Raw genomic sequence first — 15,880 nt, 5'->3', positions numbered from 1 at the left:
TTCCGAACCACCAACGCCTTGCCACCGTTCATGTCCCTGCCGGCTTGCGAAGGCGGCAGCATACGGATGCCACCTTCAGATTCCGTTCGCGGGCGTGGCGGACGTTCAGCTTGCGCGGGTCTCACAGGCTGAGACGATGGTGTGCTTCCATGCCGTCCTTTGATCGGCAATACCGGCATGGCGTTTTCCCTCGCTCCCCGCACCGAAGCCAGCGAACGGGCGCTGGCGACCACCGACGGCCTGCCCTCGCGCGACGGCGCGCTGCTCGGCCAGCGGCTGGCCCGGCGCTACGGCGACCGCGTCACCGGCAGCTTCACGATTCCCGGCCGCGAGGGCAGCTACGCGCCGATCCCCGACGACGTGCCCGACGCGCTGAAGGCCGCGCTCAAGGCGCGCGGCATCGAGCAGCTGTACTCGCACCAGGCCGAGGCCTGGAACGCCACCCAGCGCGGCGAGCACGTGGCCATCGTCACCCCCACCGCCTCGGGCAAGTCGCTGTGCTACACACTGCCGGTGGTGAGCGCGGCCATGCAGGGCAATGCCAAGGCGCTGTACCTGTTCCCGACCAAGGCGCTGGCGCAGGACCAGGTGGCCGAGCTGCTGGAGCTCAACCGTGCCGGCGAGCTCGGCGTGAAGGCCTTCACCTTCGACGGCGACACGCCCGGCGACGCGCGCCAGGCAATCCGCCTGCACGGCGACATCGTGGTCAGCAACCCGGACATGCTCCACCAGGCGATCCTGCCGCACCACACCAAGTGGGCGCAGTTCTTCGAGAACCTGCGCTATGTGGTGATCGACGAGATCCACACCTACCGCGGCGTGTTCGGCAGCCATGTCACCAACGTGATCCGCCGGCTCAAGCGCATCTGCGCGTTCTACGGCGTGCAACCGCAGTTCATCCTGTGCTCGGCGACCATCGGCAACCCGCACGCGCATGCCGAGGCGCTGGTGGAGGAGCAGGTGCATGCGATCACCGAATCCGGCGCGCCCACCGGACCCAAGCACGTGCTGCTGTGGAACCCGCCGGTCATCAACCCCGACCTTGGCCTGCGCGCCTCGGCGCGCTCGCAGGCCAACCGCATCGCCCGCATCGCGATCAAGTCCGGCCTGAAGACACTGGTGTTCGCACAGACGCGGCTGATGGTGGAGGTGCTGACCAAGTACCTGAAGGACATCTTCGACAACGACCCGCGCAAGCCGGCGCGCATCCGCGCCTACCGCGGCGGCTACCTGCCCACCGAGCGCCGCGAGGTAGAGCGCGCGATGCGCGCCGGCGCCATCGACGGCATCGTCAGCACCTCGGCGCTGGAACTGGGCGTGGACATCGGCGCGCTCGACGTGGTGGTGCTCAACGGCTACCCCGGCAGCGTCGCGGCGACCTGGCAGCGCTTCGGCCGCGCCGGCCGCCGCCAGCAGGCCGCGCTGGGCGTGATGGTCGCCAGCAGCCAGCCGCTGGACCAGTACGTGGTGCGGCACCCGGATTTCTTCGCCAATGCCACGCCCGAGCACGCGCGCATCGCCCCGGACCAGCCGCTGATCCTGTTCGACCACATCCGCTGCGCGGCGTTCGAGCTGCCTTTCATGAGCGGCGAGCCGTTCGGCCCGATCGACCCGCTGGTGTTCCTGCAGGCGTTGGCCGAGACCGAGGTCATTCACCAGGAAGGCGACCGCTGGGAGTGGATCGCCGACAGCTACCCGGCCAACGCGGTGAGCCTGCGCGCGGTGGCCGACGGCAACTTCGTGGTGGTGGACCGCAGCGACGGCAAGCAGCAGATCATCGCCGAGGTGGACTACTCCACCGCCGCGCTGACCCTGTACGAAGGCGCGATCCACATGGTGCAGAGCACGCCGTACCAGGTGGAGCGGCTGGACTGGGACGGGCGCAAGGCCTACGTCACCCGCACCCACGTGGACTACTACACCGACAGCATCGACTTCACCAAGCTCAAGGTGCTGGACCGCTTCGATGGCAACGGCGCCGGGCGCGGCGACTCGCACCACGGCGAAGTGCACGTGGTGCGGCGCGTGGCCGGCTACAAGAAGATCCGCTACTACACGCACGAGAACATCGGCTACGGCCCGGTCAACCTGCCCGACCAGGAACTGCACACAACCGCAGTGTGGTGGCAGCTGCCGCAGGCCACCCTGCTGCGCGCGTTCGCACAGAAGCAGGACGCGCTGGACGGCTTCCTTGGTGCTGCCTATGCGCTGCACATCGTCGCCACCGTGGCGGTGATGGCCGACGCTCGCGACCTGCAGAAGGCGGTGGGCAACGGCGACGGCGCGTGGTTCGCGGTCGCCGACCAGACCGGCCGTGGCCAGCTGCGCGGCAACGAGGGCGGCGAAGGCGCGGTGGAACTGATGCAGAGCTTCGTGCCCACCGTCTACCTGTACGACAACTTCCCCGGCGGCGTGGGCCTGAGCGAGCCGCTGTGGCTGCGCCAGGGCGAACTGGTGCAGCGCGCGCTGGAACTGGTGGAACGCTGCGACTGCAGCGCCGGCTGCCCGGCCTGCGTCGGCCCGGTACTGGCCGCGCAGGAGGAAGGCCAAGGCGGAACGCCGCGTTCGCTGGCGCTGCGGGTGCTGTCGCTGCTGTCCGACGCGCGCTGCCACCAGGTGCCAAGCGCCGTACCGGCCGACGAGGCGCTCGACCTGCTGCCATGAGCATCAGCCTGGACAAGCTGAAGGCGCTGCGGCGCCAGGCCGGGCAGCCGGTCGCAGCAACGCCGCCGGTCGTCACCGTGCCGGCATCGGGCACGGATACGGCCGCATCTCCTTCCCGCACCGGCATCGGTGGCAGGAACGAACCGGCGCACTTCACGCCGCCGCCGGCCGAAGCGGCGGTCGTTCCGGAGCGCTCGGTGCTGGACTGGATCGAGCGCCTGCCGCATGCCGGCACCAGCCGGCAGCCACACCCGGCACCTCCCGCCGCCGCACGCGATGACGCGCGGCAACCTCGGCCTGCCGCACACGAAAGCTCGGTGCTGGACTGGGTGGAGCGCGATGCGCGGTCCAGGCCGACCGGCGCTGCCGCACCGACCGCCACCAACCACGGGGGTGCCGACGGCACCTTGCAGCCGCGCAGTGTCGATGCCCTGCGCCGCCTGCTCGCCACCCGCAACCGCGCGATCACGCCGACATCGCGCAACGACCGCAACGGCCCGGTCGACCGCGATCTGCCGGGCACCGAGATCGCGCCCGGCCTGCACCTGATCGAAGCCTTCCTGCCGCAGCCCATCCCCGCGCAGCCGCTGTCGCTGGCTTTCAGCAGGCGCCCGGACGAAGCGGTGCAGCCGCATGACCTGCTGTTCTTCGACACCGAGACCACCGGCCTGGCCGGCGGCACCGGCACCCGCGCCTTCATGATCGGCGCGGCCGACTGGCATTGCGACGCCGCGCGCGGCGAAGGGCTGCGCGTGCGCCAGCTGCTGATGTCCACGATGGGCGCGGAGAGCGCGATGCTCGACGCCTTCGCCGCCTGGCTGGCGCCGACCACGGTGCTGTCCAGCTACAACGGCCGCTGCTACGACGCGCCGCTGCTGAAAACACGCTACCGGCTGGCGCGGCGCGGCGATCCGGTTTCCGCGCTGGACCACGTGGACCTGCTGTTCCCGACGCGCCGCCGCTACCGCGGCACCTGGGAGAACTGCCGGCTGGCGACCATCGAACGCCAGCTGCTGCGCATCCAGCGCGAGGACGACCTGCCCGGCTCCGAAGCGCCGAGCGCCTGGCTGGACTACCTGCGCGGCGGCAGCGCGCGCAACCTGCGCCGTGTCGGCGAGCACAACCACCAGGACGTGGTCACGCTGGCGCAGCTGTTCCTGCGCCTGGTACAGGCCGAGGCCGACGAGCGGGCGTCACCCCTGGCGCCGTAGATGCGGGGCTCGACCCGCAGCGCATTACCGGGAAAGCCCCATGCCGGGCAAGCCCGGCACCTGCGGGATGTAGATGCGGGGCCTGCCCCGCATGCGCATTGCCGATGAAGCGCCGGCGAGAGCGAAGCCCTCACCGGCGACGGACCATCACCCGCGGACCGGCTGCGCCAGACCGTCGCGGATGGCCTGCTGGATCAGGCGCTCGGCCTCGCGCTGGGCGCGTACGCTGGCATCAGCCTGCTGGCGGCCCAGCTCGGCCTGCTGCCTGCCCAGTTCCGCCTGCTGGCGCGCCAGTTCCCGCATTTCCTCGCGCACGGCCGGCCTGTCCATCTCGGCCCGGACCTTCTCGGCCTCGCGGCGCGCGGTCTCGATCTGTTCGCGCATCAGCGCGTCGTTGCCCTGGGTGCGAGCGGCCAGTGCGAGTTCGGCCTGGCGCGCGGCCAGCTCGCCGATGCGGGCACCGATTTCCCCCATGCGCTCGCCGATCTCGCCCTGGCGCTCGCCCAGCTTGCCCTGGTGTTCGCCGATCCGGCCCTGTTCCTCGCCCAGGCGCGTGGTTTCGGCAAACGCCTGTTCGAAGCGCGACAGCAGGCCGGCATCACGCACCACATAGGCGCGACCGTCGCGGCGCAGCAGCAGCACGCCGTTGCCGTCGTCCAGGCGGCGCGCCTGCTGCAGGTCGGCGATGGAACCGTTCATGACGTTGCGGTCGTTCTTCAGCAGTACATAGCCGTTGCTGCTCGGGCTCTGCGAAAGACGGATCACGCCCTTGGTCGAGACCGGCGGCGCGGGAGGCGCTGGCGGGGCCGCTGGCGCGGCGTGAGCGGCCGGCGGCGGCGGGGCGGGCGGAGCCGGCAGGGCCGGTGCGGCGCCCTTGGCCGAGATCACGGTGCGCACCACCGAGTGGTCGGCCGGCGGCGCGGCCGGCGGAGCGGGCACGACGGGTGCCGCTGGCACCGGCGGCGGCGCGGGCGGGGCCGGCGGCGCAGGCATGGCGACCAGCCGCATCGGCAGTACGCCGACCAGAGCCACTGCGGCGATGATCAGGCCCGCGCCCACGCGCGGGAAGGAGGACGTGTTCTGCAGCATGAGCAGTCTCCGCTTGAGGCTGAGGAAGGTGGGCGAGGCGCTGGCGAGGCCGGCGCCGGGCCGGGGAGCGACGCCCAGCTGCAGCAGCAGGCGTCCGTAGTGCTGGCGGCAATGACGGTCGCCGGCGACGACGGCGGCATCGACCGCTGCTTCGCGTGCAATCGCGTATTCGCGCGCCGCCAGGTGCACCAGGGGATGGAAGAAGAACAGGTGCTGGGCCAGTGCCGGCAGCAGGCCCCACCACAGGTCGCGGCGCTGCAGGTGCACCAGTTCGTGGGTCAGGGCCATGTCCAGGTCGTCGTCGCCCATGCGGCGCAGGTTGCGCGCCGGCAGCAGCAGCACCGGGCGCCACGGGCCGACCAGCTGCGGCGAGTCGATGGCCGCGCTGAGCATCAGCCGCGGTGCGCGGCGCAGGCCGTGCGCTTCGGCCGCCAGCTGCAGCGCGGCATCCAGGCGCCGGTCGTCGCAGGGGCGCGCCGCACGCAGCAGCGCGCGGCTGGCACGCCACGCCGACGCGGTGCGCAGCGCCATCACCAGCACGCCGGCCAGCCACAGCGCCATCGCCACGTGCAGCCACGACCAGCCGCTTTCCAGCGGCAGCGGCGTCATCACCACCAGCGGCGCGGCGGCCTGCGTGGCCGCGGCGGCCTGCGGCACCACCTGCAGCGCTTCGGCCGACGGCAGCACCGGCAGTTCCAGCGGCGAGGCCCACAGCAGGCCCAGCACCGCCTGCAACGCCACCAGCCACCACAGGCCACACTGGGTCGCGGCCGGCAGGCGGCGCACGCAACGGCACAGCAGCCACACCAGCGCCGTCAGCAGCAGGGTCTGCACGCTGGTGGCGAGCAGGCGGTTGCCGAGCAGTTCGAGAACGGTATCCATGGTTCAGTCCTCCCGGCGCTGCGATTGCAGCCTGCTGACCAGCGCTTCCAGTTCGGCCAGTTCGTTGTCGCTGACCTCGGCCTTTTCCGACATCCACGCCACGAACGGCGAGATCGAGCCCTGCAGGGTCTTCTCGACGAAGCTGCCAACCGCACTGTTCACCACGTCCTGCTGTTCGGCGGTGGACTGGTAGCGGTACACGCCCTCGTGCTGCTGGCGCCGCAGGTATCCCTTGGTGCGCAGGCGCTCCATCATGGTCAGCACGGTGGAACGGGCCAGCCCGCGCGTTTCGCCGAAGCCGGCGGCTACTTCGCCGACGCTGGCCGGCTCGTTCTCCCCGATGTACTGCAGCAGGGCCAGCTCCTGGTCCCCGATGGTCTTGCGGCGCATGGTCGACTCCGTGACTACATTTGTCGCCACGGTAGTGGGTGACTACATTTGTAGTCAATAGCCCGAAGGGCATACCAACCTTCGCCAACCTGAACGCTTCAGGTTCCAATACCGGGTTCAGGACACCTGGCTGTCGATCTGCCAGCGGGCAAATTCGTCCTCGAACGCAGCCAGGTCCAGCAGGCCCATGCACGCATGCGCGCCCACCGGCAGCGGTTCGCCGCGCGCCAGGCGCCGCGCCAGCAGCACCGCGGCGAAGGTCGGAATCTCCGGTCCGTGCAGCATCGGCGCAGTGAGATCCCAATGCACGCGATGGGCGAGACCCTCGCGCTGGCCGCGCAGGGTCACGCGCATGCCGCCCAGGTCGGTGCCGAAGCGGTCGAACCAGCGCCCGGCATGGGTGAAGGCACCGGCCAGCTTCGCCATCGGCAACGGCAGGCCGCTGCGACGCAACCAAGCCATGCCGGCCAGGCAGCGCGACAACAGCGGCAGTTCCAGCGCGGCGCGGAAGCGCACCGTCGACACGCCCGGGTAGCGCTGCACCAGCAGGTCATGATCGGGCACGTCGCAGGGCGATGCCAGGCGTGGCGCGATGCGCGCGAAGGTCACCGGTTGCGGATCGGCCCAGCCGACGGCGCGTTGCCAGCGCCCGTCGATCCAGCATTCGAACGGCTGGCCGCAGTACGACAACACCGCGCGCACCGTGGCCATGCCCAGCGGCGTGGCCTGCGCCGGTGCGATCACGATGTCGATGGACTGCAGCACGTCGAAGCGGCCGCGCAGCGCATCGACCACCGCACTGGAGAGCGCCGGCAGGGTGCTGGCACCGCTGATCGCGCTGCGCCCGTATTGCCGCGCAACGGCATCCAGTTGCGCGGGGAAGTCGCGCACGAAATCGCGGCCGTCGGCCAGGTCGATGTAGTGCATGCCCACCTGCAGGCAAACGCGCGCGACGTCATAGCCCTGCCCCTGGAACGGGCCGGCGGTGTGGATGACAAGATCGGCACGGGTATCGCGCAGGTCGCGGGCAAAATCCGGATCGTCCACGTCCAGGCGCCGGCATTCGACCCGCGCCATGTCCACGCCGGACAGGTTCGCCGCCGCCCGCTGCGGATGGCGCCCGGCGGCGATGACGGCGATGCCCGGCGTCGCGGCCAGCGCGCGCACGATGCGCGCGCCGAAATGTCCGTAGCCGCCCAGCACCACGATCCTGCAGTATTCCTGTTGCGACATCGATCCACTCCGCACGCGGCGATAGCGCATTATCGGCGGGCATCGCCATTGCCGTCGCGGCCGGCTTTCATCGCCCGCACACGGCCGCGGGGGCAGGCTCGGCGCGTCGTCCCGTCGTGGAGTCCGCCATGTATCGCAACCTGATCCTCGCCGGCGCCGTCCTGCTGGCCGCCACCGCCTGCAACAGCGCGCCCGTCGCCAGCGTCCAGCCCATCGACGGCGTCATCTCCGGCCAATGCCATACCGACAAGGTGATCGGCGCGGCCGGCCTGGCCGCGTCGCCGGGCACGATCGAACGCGCGCGCGTGGACAGCGACAGCCTGCACGTGCAGACGCTCCGCGGCGATGCGCCCATGCCGGTCACGCCGGCGAACGCCACGTCCGGTGGCGACCGCCTCACCATCGAGGTCGGCCGCAACAACGGCATCACCGCGCTGCGCTGCGGCTGAAACCGCGCTGACGCAGCACGGCCGGGATGACGCGCTGCGACGATACACACCGGAAACCAGGCGATATGCTTGCGGCGTCTCTCAATGCACTGGAGTTCCGATGCGAATCCCGACGATGCCGCGCGCCCTGCGCCGCCCCACCGCCCTGATCGCCACCCTTTCGCTCGTGCTCGCGCTGGGTGCCTGCAAGGGTCCGGCCCCGGAAGAACAGGACCAGGCCCTGGACCAGGCCAAGCAGGCCGCCGATGCCGCCGCCACGCCGGACCAGGAAGTCGCCACCACGCCGCCGCCGGTGGGCACCTGCGACGCCAGCCAGGTCGAAGGACTGATCGGCCAGCCGTATACCGAGGAACTGGCCGAGCAGGCCAGACAGGATGCCGGCGCCGCCAAGGTGCGCATGCTCAAGCCCAACCAGCCCATCACCATGGAGTTCCTGGGTGAGCGCCTGAACATCGAAGTGGACGACAAGAACCTCGTCAGCGGCGTCCGCTGCGGCTGATTGAAACCTGCCAAAAGCCTTGCGCCGCAAGGCTTTGGTTGCTGCCGCAACCATGCGTTGCGGCACCGCAACATCTGTGATCTAGTCGAGCGCATCCGGTGGCCTCAACGCTGCGCTCCAGTGACGGGCATGCCGTGCACGCGTCGGGAACACGGCCGTGCATGGTGTGACGCGGTGGACGAGGGAGAGGTGTCGCCGCTCACCCGCGCACAACGAGGCACAGATGACCCTCCGCAATCGCCAGGGGCTCTACGACCCGCAAGACGAACGCGACGCCTGTGGTTTCGGCATGGTCGCGCAGCTGGACGACCAGCCCTCCCGCCTTCTCGTCGACACCGCCATCGCCGCGCTCTCGCGCATGACCCACCGCGGCGGCGTCGCTGCCGACGGCCTCACCGGCGATGGCTGCGGCCTGCTGCTGCGGCGGCCCACCGTGTTCCTGCGCCGGCTGGCCGAAGAGGCCGGCATCCGCATCGGTCCCAACTTCGCCGCTGGCGTGGTGTTCCTGCCGCACGACGCCGATGCCGCGCAGCGCTGTCGCGACGAACTCGATGCGCGACTGCGCGACGCCGGCTGCCAGCCGCGCGGCTGGCGCGTGGTGCCCACCGACGCGGGCGTCTGCGGCGAACTGGCGCGCGCCACGCTGCCGCGGATCGAACAGGTGTTCGTCGACGCCGACGCCGGCCAGGACGCCGGGCAGTTCGCGCTGGCGCTGTTCCTGGCGCGCCGCCGCAGCGAACAGGCCCTGCGCGATGTCGCCGACTACTACGTCACCACACTCAGCGCCGATGCCATCAGCTACAAGGGCATGGTGCTGCCGGACAAGCTTTCGACGTTCTACCCGGATCTGCAACGCCACGAACTGGCTTCCAGCGTGGTGGTGTTCCACCAGCGCTTCTCCACCAACACGATGCCGCGCTGGCCGCTGGCGCATCCGTTCCGGCTGCTCGCCCACAACGGCGAGATCAACACCATCGAAGGCAACCGCCATTGGGCGCAGGCGCGCAGCAAGGTATGGAAGACGCCGAGGTTCGACATCGCCGAGTTCGATCCGGTGATCTCGATGCACGGCTCGGATTCGCAGAGCATGGACAACATGCTCGAGCTGATGGTGGCCGGCGGCATGGAGCTGATCCAGGCGCTGCGCATCCTGGTGCCGCCGGCGACGCAGTCGCTGGAATTCAAGGACGCCGACCTCGCCGCATTCTATGAGTTCCATGGCCTGAACAGCGAGCCGTGGGACGGTCCGGCCGGCATCGTCGCCTGCGATGGCCGCTTCGCTGCCTGTACGCTGGACCGCAACGGCCTGCGCCCGGCCCGCTGGATGCTGACCTCCGACCGCCACTTCCTCGTCGCCTCCGAGGCCGGCGTGTGGGAAGTACCCACCGAGCGCGTCGTGCAGAAGGGCAAGCTGGGGCCGGGCCAGATGATGGCCATCGACCTCAAGCGCGGCGACCTGCTCGATTCCGACGCCATCGACCGCATCAACCGCGCACGCGCGCCGTACAAGCAGTGGCTGCACCAGGGCGTGACCTATCTGCAGACCGAGCTGATCGACCCTTCGCTGGCTGAGGAACCTTTCGACGAAGCCACGCTGCGCAGCTACCACAAGCTGTTCCAGCTCACCTCCGAGGAAGTGGAGCAGGTACTGCGGCCGCTGGCCGAGACCGGGCAGGAAGCCACCGGTTCGATGGGCGACGACACGCCCATCGCCGTGCTCAGCCGCCAGACGCGCCCGCTGTACGACTATTTCCGCCAGGCGTTCGCGCAGGTCACCAACCCGCCGATCGACCCACTGCGCGAAGACTGCGCGATGTCGCTGACCACCCAGCTCGGCAAGGAGACCAACATCTTCCATGCCGGCCCGGAGACGGTGAACCACGTCATCCTCAATTCGCCGGTGCTCAGCCAGCGCAAGCTGCGCCAGTTGCTGAAGATGGAACAGTACGTCGAGCGCAACCGGCTCATCGACCTGTCCTACAGCGTCGAGGAAGGGCTGAAGGCCGGCATCGAGCGCATCTGCGCGCAATGCGAGCAGGCCGCGCGCGATGGCGTGGTGATGCTGCTGCTGTCCGACCGCTACCCGGTGCCCGATCGCCCGATGGTGCATGCGCTGCTGGCCACCAGCGCGGTGCACCACCACCTGTCGGCGCTGGGCCTGCGCTGCGACGTCAATCTGATCATCGAGACCGGCACCGCGCGCGACGCGCACCACATGGCCTGTCTGCTCGGCTTTGGCGCCACCGCCGTGTATCCATACCTGGCGTACCAGACGCTGTTCGACATGGGCCGGCGCGGCATCCTGCTGCTGAAGAAGGGCGGCGAGGTCTCGCAGATCGGTCGCAGCTACCGCAAGGGCATCTACAAGGGCCTGAGCAAGATCATCTCCAAGATGGGCATCTGCACCGTGGCCAGCTACCGCGGCGCGCAGCTGTTCGAGATCATCGGGCTGGACCCGGACGTGGTGCAACTGTGCTTCCCCGATGCCACCGCGCGCATCGGCGGCGTCGATCTGCCGCGTCTGGACACCGAGGCGCGCGAACTCGCCGCGCGCGCCTGGAACGAGCTGGCGCCTGCCGAAGTCGGCGGGCTCCTCAAGTACGTGCACGATGGCGAGTACCACATGTACAACCCGGACGTGGTGCTGACCCTGCAGCGCGCCGCGCGCACCGGCAAGGCCGAGGACTGGCGCGCATACATGGACGCGGTGCATTCGCGGCCGGTCTCGGCGCTGCGCGACCTGCTGCAGCTCAGGCCGGCCACCACGCCGGTGCCGCTGGACGAGGTGGAACCCGCCGAAGCGCTGTTCAAGCGTTTCGACACCGCCGCCATCTCGCTCGGCGCACTGTCGCCGGAGGCGCATGAAGCGCTGGCGATTGCGATGAACCGCCTTGGCGGCCGCTCCAACTCCGGCGAAGGCGGCGAAGACCCGGTGCGTTACGGCACTGAAAAGCGCTCCAAGATCAAGCAGGTCGCGTCCGGCCGCTTCGGCGTCACCGCCGAATACCTGGTCAATGCCGAAGTGCTGCAGATCAAGGTCGCCCAGGGCGCCAAGCCCGGCGAGGGCGGCCAGCTGCCCGGCCACAAGGTCAACGAACTGATCGCGCGCCTGCGCTACGCCAAACCAGGCATCGGCCTGATTTCGCCCCCGCCGCACCACGACATCTATTCCATCGAGGACCTGGCGCAGCTGATCCATGACCTCAAGCAGGTCAACCCGGACGCGCTGGTATCGGTGAAGCTGGTGTCGCACGCGGGCGTCGGCACCATCGCCGCCGGCGTGGTCAAGGCCGGCGCCGACCTGATCACCGTGTCCGGCCACGACGGCGGCACCGGCGCCTCGCCGATCAGTTCGATCCGCTACGCCGGCGTGCCGTGGGAACTGGGCGTGGCCGAATCGCACCAGGCGCTGGTCGGCAACGACCTGCGCGGCCGCACCCTCCTGCAGACCGACGGCGGCCTGAAGACCGGGCTGGACGTGGTCAAGGCGGCTCTGCTGGGTGCGGACAGCTTCGGCTTCGGCACCGGTCCGATGATCGTGCTGGGCTGCAAGTACCTGCGCATCTGCCATCTCAACAACTGCGCCACCGGCGTGGCCACCCAGGACGAGCGCCTGCGCGAAGGCTATTTCACCGGCCTGCCCGAGCGCGTGGAGAACTTCTTCCGCCTGCTGGCCGAGGAAGTGCGCGGGTGGTTGTCGTACCTGGGCGCGCGTTCGCTGGACGAGATCGTCGGCCGCACCGATCTGCTGGAGCAGCTGGATGTCTCGCCGCGCGAAGGCGTCAGGGTCGACCTGTCGCGCCTGCTTGCGCCCGCCCGCTACGAGGGTTCGCACTGCGCCGCGCAGCGCCTGTACCAGTCGCCGGACAGCCTGGTCACGCAGATGGACGACCTGCTGGCCGACGCCATCACGCACAAGCGCGGCGGCGACCATCGCTTCCTGGTCCACAACACCGACCGCTCGGTGGGGACGCGCCTGGCCGGCACCATCGCCCGCGCGCATGGCAACCACGGCATGAGCGATGCGCCATTGAACCTGCGATTCCGTGGCACCGCCGGCCAGAGCTTCGGCGCGTTCAACGTCGGCGGCCTGAACCTGGAAGTGGAAGGCGAAGCCAACGACTACGTCGGCAAGGGCATGGCCGGCGGCCGGCTGGTAGTACGGCCGCCGCGTGGCGCGCGCTTCGAGGCACGCAGCACCGCCATCGTCGGCAACACCTGTCTGTACGGCGCCACCGGCGGCGAACTGTTCGCGGCGGGCCGCGCCGGCGAACGCTTCGGCGTGCGCAACTCCGGCGCGCTGGCGGTGATCGAAGGTGCCGGCGACCATTGCTGCGAGTACATGACCGACGGCATCGTCGCCGTACTCGGCAAGGTCGGCCTGAACTTCGGTGCCGGCTTCACCGGCGGCCTGGCCTATGTGCTGGATATCGACCGCGATTTCGTGGACCGCTACAACCACGAGCTGATCGACATCCACCGCATCTCGGCCGAGGGTTTCGAGAACTACCGCCAGCACCTGCACACCCTGATCGGCCGTCACCGCGAACTGACCGGCAGCATCTGGGCGCAGCAGATCCTGGACGAGTTCCGCGACTACGTCGGCAAGTTCTGGCTGGTGAAACCCAAGGCCGCCAGCATCGAATCGCTGGCCGCCGCGCTGCGCAACGCCGCCTGACCGCCGTACCTGACCCCGCAGGAGCGGCTTCAGCCGCGATGTGTTCCCGGCAGTTGAAGCCGCTCCTGCGAAAAGCCAGACCCAGGCATCCACCTGCCGGATGCCCCAGCCGAGATTCCCCATGAGCCGCAAGCAAGCCTTCCAGTTCCTCGACCTGCCCCGCACCATGCCGCAGCGCATTCCAGTGGAACTGCGCACATCCGGCGACTGGGGCGAGCTGTACGGAAAGTTCGACAAGGCCGATGCGCAGTACCAGGCCGGCCGCTGCCTGGATTGCGGCAACCCGTACTGCAGCTGGAAGTGCCCGGTGCACAACGCCATCCCGCAGTGGCTGCAGCTGGTGCAGGAGGATCGCATCCACGAAGCGGCGACGCTGTGCCATTCGACCAATCCGCTGCCGGAAGTCTGCGGCCGCGTCTGCCCGCAGGATCGTCTGTGCGAAGGCAGCTGCACGCTGGAAGAGTTCGGCGCGGTGACCATCGGCGCGGTCGAGAAATACATCGTCGATACCGCGCTGGCCACTGGCTGGAAGCCGGACCTGCATGCCGTGCAGGCGACCGGCAAGCGCGTGGCCATCGTCGGCGCCGGCCCCGCCGGACTGGCCTGTGCGGATCGCCTCGCACATGCCGGCATCCAGGCGGTGGTCTTCGATCGCTACGAACGGATCGGTGGCCTGCTGCAGTTCGGCATTCCCAGTTTCAAGCTGGACAAGAGCGTCATCGAACGTCGCCGCGAAATCCTCGAAGGCATGGGCGTGCAGTTCCGCCTCGGTGTCGAGATCGGCCGCGACATCACCATCGAGCAGCTGCAGGCGGACTACGATGCCGTGTTCCTGGGTACCGGCGCCTATCGTTATACCGATGGCGGCCTGATCGGCCAGGACCTGAAGAACGTGCTGCCGGCTTTGCCGTTCCTGGTGCAGAACAGCCGCATCGTTGGCGGCCACGATCCACAAGGCCGGCCCATCGCCGGCTGGGAAGACCAGATCGCCCTGCCCGACCTCAATGGCAAGCGCGTGGTGGTGCTGGGCGGCGGCGATACCGGCATGGACTGCGTGCGCAGCGCGATCCGCCTGGGCGCAGCACGCGTGACCTGCGCCTACCGTCGCGACGAGGCCAACATGCCCGGCTCCGCGCGCGAGGTGGCCAATGCCCGCGAGGAAGGCGTGCGCTTCCTGTTCAATCGGCAGCCGCTGACCCTCGAAGCCGGCGCCGACGATGAAGTCATCGGCGTGACCGTGGTGGAGACGCGCCTGGGCGAACCCGACGCCAACGGCCGCCGCAACGCGGAACCGATCGAAGGCAGCGAATCGCTGCTGGAAGCGGACGTGGTGATCATCGCCTTCGGCTTCTCGCCGACGCTGCCGGAATGGCTGGCTTCGCAGGGGGTGGAGGCAACGGGCAACGGCCGCATCGTCGCCGGTGGTTCCGACCGCCTGCCCTACCAGACGCGCAACTCCAAACTATTTGCCGGTGGCGATGCGGTGCGCGGCGCGGATCTGGTGGTCACCGCGGTGGCTGAAGGTCGCGACGCCGCCGGCAGCATCATCAAGCTGTTGCTGCACTGACCACCGTCTAACCGTTCGTTGATTCGCCTTGCATATGCGCGCTGCCGGTGCATGTTGGGACGCCAGATGGAATGGAGCCTCACCCGGGCGGCGCGGGCTGCACGCGGCAAGCGCGTGCCGTCGAGCACCCGCTGGAACAGGCAGGGGAAGTGTGCAAATCCCTGCGACGCCGCGCCGCATCGATCCTGGCGCTCTCCAGCGCCGTGTGTCATCCCCAGGACCTACACTCACAACTTCCCAATTCCAGCGAGATTCCCATGCGCATCGGCCTGGCCGCCAACCGCCTGCACCACGAACGCGCCGACGCCGCCCTGTTCCGCTGGCTGCGTGCAAGCGCCAACGGCATCCGCGAGCTCGGCGTGGAGCTGCATGCTGTCGGCCGCACCCATGACGCCATCGCCGCCGCCCTGGCGCCCGGCAGCCTGCCCGGCCTGAGGCGTTATCCCAACGGTCGCGAAGGCGGGTTGATGAAGCTGGTGGCGGAGATCGTGGGCATGGGCTCGCCCGAACGCACGCTCGACGGCGCGATCTATCTGATCGACCCGGTGGATCCATCGTCGGTATTCCCCGAAGCCATCGCGCTGAAGCGGCAGTGCGTGATCCACGGCAAGCCCTTCATCTCCACGGTGGCCAGCGCCCGCGACTGGGTCGAGATGGAACGCATCCACGCCGGCCTGCCTGCCGATCCAGGCGCGGACGACCTGCATGACTTCGGCAACCAGACCCTGGCGCTGATTGCGCACGACGCCCGCAAGCCGCAGATGCTGGCCTTTGCTGCCGAGCATTTCGACGTGTTGTCGCGGTTCGGTCAGCGCATTGGCACGGGCACGACGGGGCAGCGATTGAACGAGCTGGCCTGGAGCCGCGGCTGGCCACGCAATCAGGAATGGATCCAGCGCTTCCAGAGCGGCCCGTTGGGCGGGGATGCACAGATAGCCGACCGCGTCCTGGAGGGGCGTTGCCAACGCGCAATTTTCTTCGAGGACCCGCACGTAGCGCGTCAGCACGAGGCTGACATCCAGTTGCTGGAGCGTGCGGTGACGACGGTGACGGACGATGCGGTGTGCATCACCGCGCCCAATCTGGCCGCGCGCTGGGCGGCTGCGGCGGGGCAACGCCCGCACCAGCGCTGATGTTGAGGGCGCGGAAAACGACAACGGCGCCAATCGGCGCCGTTCTGGTTTATGCGCCCCCCGCGTAGTGGATGCGTAGTGGATG

10 protein-coding genes are annotated in these 15,880 nt (G+C 69.4%); 7 read left to right on the top strand and 3 right to left on the bottom strand.

The window, feature by feature from the left end; translation table 11 throughout:
* The first annotated feature begins 177 nt into the window (after window positions 1–177).
* Window positions 178–2,664 (top strand): DEAD/DEAH box helicase, encoded by a 2,487-nt coding sequence (locus AC1DGW_RS16520; RefSeq protein WP_478025093.1) that lies wholly within the window; start codon window positions 178–180, stop codon window positions 2,662–2,664.
* Window positions 2,661–3,875: a ribonuclease H-like domain-containing protein gene (locus tag AC1DGW_RS16515; protein ID WP_478025091.1), complete on the top strand. Its 1,215-nt coding sequence runs from the start codon at window positions 2,661–2,663 to the stop codon at window positions 3,873–3,875. The genes AC1DGW_RS16520 and AC1DGW_RS16515 overlap by 4 nt, the downstream gene beginning before the upstream one ends.
* Window positions 3,876–4,022: 147 nt before the next feature.
* Here AC1DGW_RS16515 and AC1DGW_RS16510 read toward each other — a convergent pair whose 3' ends face one another.
* The 3 genes from AC1DGW_RS16510 to AC1DGW_RS16500 form a co-directional block, all read right to left on the bottom strand.
* Window positions 4,023–5,846, bottom strand: a complete 1,824-nt coding sequence (locus tag AC1DGW_RS16510) for a M56 family metallopeptidase (protein ID WP_478025089.1) — start codon at window positions 5,844–5,846, stop codon at window positions 4,023–4,025.
* 3 nt (window positions 5,847–5,849) lie between these two features.
* Window positions 5,850–6,236, bottom strand: coding sequence for a BlaI/MecI/CopY family transcriptional regulator (locus AC1DGW_RS16505; RefSeq protein ID WP_478025087.1), 387 nt, complete (start codon window positions 6,234–6,236; stop codon window positions 5,850–5,852).
* Window positions 6,237–6,353: 117 nt separating this feature from the next.
* Window positions 6,354–7,469, bottom strand: a complete 1,116-nt coding sequence (locus AC1DGW_RS16500) for a saccharopine dehydrogenase family protein (RefSeq protein ID WP_478025085.1) — start codon at window positions 7,467–7,469, stop codon at window positions 6,354–6,356.
* A 128-nt stretch (window positions 7,470–7,597) separates the two neighbouring features.
* Here AC1DGW_RS16500 and AC1DGW_RS16495 point away from each other — a divergent pair, with 128 nt between their 5' ends.
* The 5 genes from AC1DGW_RS16495 (at window position 7,598) to AC1DGW_RS16475 (ending at window position 15,795) form a co-directional block, all read left to right on the top strand.
* Window positions 7,598–7,918, top strand: a complete 321-nt coding sequence (locus AC1DGW_RS16495) for a hypothetical protein (RefSeq protein WP_478025083.1) — start codon at window positions 7,598–7,600, stop codon at window positions 7,916–7,918.
* A gap of 100 nt (window positions 7,919–8,018) precedes the next feature.
* On the top strand, window positions 8,019–8,417 hold the full coding sequence (locus AC1DGW_RS16490; RefSeq protein ID WP_478025081.1) for an I78 family peptidase inhibitor: 399 nt from the start codon (window positions 8,019–8,021) through the stop codon (window positions 8,415–8,417).
* 223 nt (window positions 8,418–8,640) lie between these two features.
* Window positions 8,641–13,095, top strand: coding sequence for a glutamate synthase large subunit (gene gltB, locus AC1DGW_RS16485; protein ID WP_478025079.1), 4,455 nt, complete (start codon window positions 8,641–8,643; stop codon window positions 13,093–13,095).
* Between the two features lie 121 nt (window positions 13,096–13,216).
* Window positions 13,217–14,662 (top strand): FAD-dependent oxidoreductase, encoded by a 1,446-nt coding sequence (locus AC1DGW_RS16480; protein WP_478025077.1) that lies wholly within the window; start codon window positions 13,217–13,219, stop codon window positions 14,660–14,662.
* A gap of 257 nt (window positions 14,663–14,919) precedes the next feature.
* Complete coding sequence (locus AC1DGW_RS16475) at window positions 14,920–15,795, top strand: methylglyoxal synthase (protein ID WP_478025075.1); 876 nt, start codon at window positions 14,920–14,922, stop codon at window positions 15,793–15,795.
* Window positions 15,796–15,880: the final 85 nt, after the last annotated feature.

The sequence above is a fragment of the Stenotrophomonas sp. 05N423 genome (assembly GCF_056397145.1).
Note: the sequence above shows the minus strand (reverse complement) of the source record. Positions and strands in the feature narration are given on the sequence as shown.